This window comes from Sulfuricurvum sp. (assembly GCF_023229695.1).
GTDB lineage: Bacteria > Campylobacterota > Campylobacteria > Campylobacterales > Sulfurimonadaceae > Sulfuricurvum.
Genome location: NZ_JALNYS010000012.1, coordinates 105848 through 107877, shown reverse-complemented (window position 1 = coordinate 107877; position 2030 = coordinate 105848). Strand labels below are relative to the sequence as shown.

3 protein-coding genes are annotated in these 2030 nt (G+C 44.0%); all 3 read right to left on the bottom strand.

Features of this window, described 5'->3' with window-relative positions; genetic code table 11:
- Window positions 1-224 precede the first annotated feature (224 nt).
- The 3 genes from M0P91_RS10155 to M0P91_RS10145 are packed head-to-tail and all read right to left on the bottom strand — an operon-like array spanning window position 225 to window position 2028.
- On the bottom strand, window positions 225-902 hold the full coding sequence (locus M0P91_RS10155) for an aminodeoxychorismate synthase component I (RefSeq protein WP_295066819.1): 678 nt from the start codon (window positions 900-902) through the stop codon (window positions 225-227).
- Window positions 899-1159: a hypothetical protein gene (locus M0P91_RS10150; protein ID WP_295066817.1), complete on the bottom strand. Its 261-nt coding sequence runs from the start codon at window positions 1157-1159 to the stop codon at window positions 899-901. The genes M0P91_RS10155 and M0P91_RS10150 overlap by 4 nt, the downstream gene beginning before the upstream one ends.
- Window positions 1159-2028 (bottom strand): aspartate carbamoyltransferase catalytic subunit, encoded by an 870-nt coding sequence (locus M0P91_RS10145; protein ID WP_295066815.1) that lies wholly within the window; start codon window positions 2026-2028, stop codon window positions 1159-1161. Before M0P91_RS10145 ends, M0P91_RS10150 begins: the two co-directional genes overlap by 1 nt.
- Between the last annotated feature and the right edge of the window lie 2 nt (window positions 2029-2030).

Here is a 2030-nt window from a genome sequence, read left to right as displayed (position 1 = left end):
GAACCCGGAAGCTAAGACCCTCTTCGCTCATAATACTGCATCTTTCAGGTGTGGAAACGTAGGTCGCCGCCTGGCCTCGGATTTTTTTACCTTCTTCTCTTTTTCTTCTTAAGCAATCAAAATTAATCATTTTTTAACCATTATTACAATACAATACAATACAATACAATACAATCCACATCTGATTACTTTAACGGATTAGAAATTTTTACCCGTTCCTAACTTTAGGGTATATAGATCTTATCGATCATCTCTTGATACTCTTTTTGGCTATCACTATCTGCCGTGATTCCACCGCCGCTTTTATAAAGCAGTTTTCCGTCTGTATTTTCAATGTAGCGTATGGCTACGGCACTGTAAACGGATTCTCCGTCAAAATATCCGAATACACCGCTGAAAAATCCCCGTTCATACGCTTCAATGCTTTCGATAATCTCAACCGTCATTTTTTTGGGTGTTCCGCTAATACTTCCGGCAGGCAAGAGTTTCCGTAATAGTTCACCGAAGTTTTCCCTCCATCGGCTGTCCATATTGCCGCTGATATGTGAACTGACCTGATGTAACTTTTTTTTACCGGTATTGATTGTTGTAATGTAGCGAAACTTTTTCACTTTTACATTGGTGGCAACCATCCCGATATCATTGCGCAGTAGATCAACGATCATGGTGTGTTCGGCAATCTCTTTAGGATCATTCATAATGGTTTCAACGGCATTTGGGAGGCTGGCGTCAATGGTCCCTTTCATGGGGTAGGTATGAATCGTGTTGTTCTGAATCGTAATAAAAGGTTCCGGTGAGAAGCTGACAAAATGGTTGGCTACACGGATTTTATAAGGTGCGTGTGCCATTGTGTAGATTTGACGTAGAGTATAGGGGGTCTCTATGGGTGTTGGCTGTGTCAGATTAAGCAGATAGCTGTTTCCGCAGCGTATATGCTCTTGTACTGCTGAAATTTTTTTTTGTAATCCGAATAGGGGTATGGAAAGTTAAGCGGGGTATGCGGGAAATTTTCAGAAGATCGTGTCGAATGGAACGAGAACTCTATATCGAGGTGTTTTAGCTGATCGATAGGAGCCGCGATGAGTTTTTCCCCTTTGAAATCGGTATAAAAAAAGGTGGGTATCCCTTTTGATACCCATTCATTGAGTTGGTCATACATCAGGCAATGAGAGCTTTAAGTACGGCCATTCGTATGGATACCCCGTTTTTGACCTGTTCGAGAACCTTGCAGCGTGAGTCTTTGAGCATGGCATCGTCGATGTCGATGTTGCGGTGAACGGGACCGGGATGAAGAATAATAATGTCACGGGAGGCTATAAGCTCTTTTGTAATGCAAAAATCACTGGCATAATCTTTGAGTGAACCGTACGTTTGGTGGGAATGGCGTTCGGTTTGGGTACGCAGACTCATAATCGCATCAACATTATCAATAACATCGTGTAGGGTATGTGTAGTCTTAAGCGTTGTAGCGGGTAAAAAATGGGGTGGTGTCACAAGGGTAATATCCATGCCGAAGCGATTGAGGAGTTCTATGTTACTGTTGGCAACACGGGAATTTTTAATATCACCGACGATAGCGATTCTTTTCCCTTTGACATCACCGAAATGGCGGCGGAGGGTAAAGAGATCGAGGAGGGCTTGCGTCGGATGGGCATGGGCACCGTCACCTGCATTGATAATTGATGCATTAGTGTGTTGGGCGAGGATATTGGGGACTCCCGCATGTGCATGGCGTACAATCATCGCATGGGGCCCCATCGCATCCAGATTGGCGGCGGTATCGACGAGACTTTCCCCTTTTTGGGTAGAGCTTTTTTGGACATCCAAATGGACAACTTCTGCCCCGAGCCGCTTGGCGGCGATCTCAAAAGAACTTTTTGTGCGGGTCGAATTCTCAAAAAAGAGGGTAATAATGATCTTTTCACGAAGAACGGGGTCAAATTGTCCGTTTGAAAAATTTTCGGCATCGTGGAGCACCTGTTCAATTTGTTCAACGGTAAAATCATCGGTGCGAATTAAATGGCGCATTC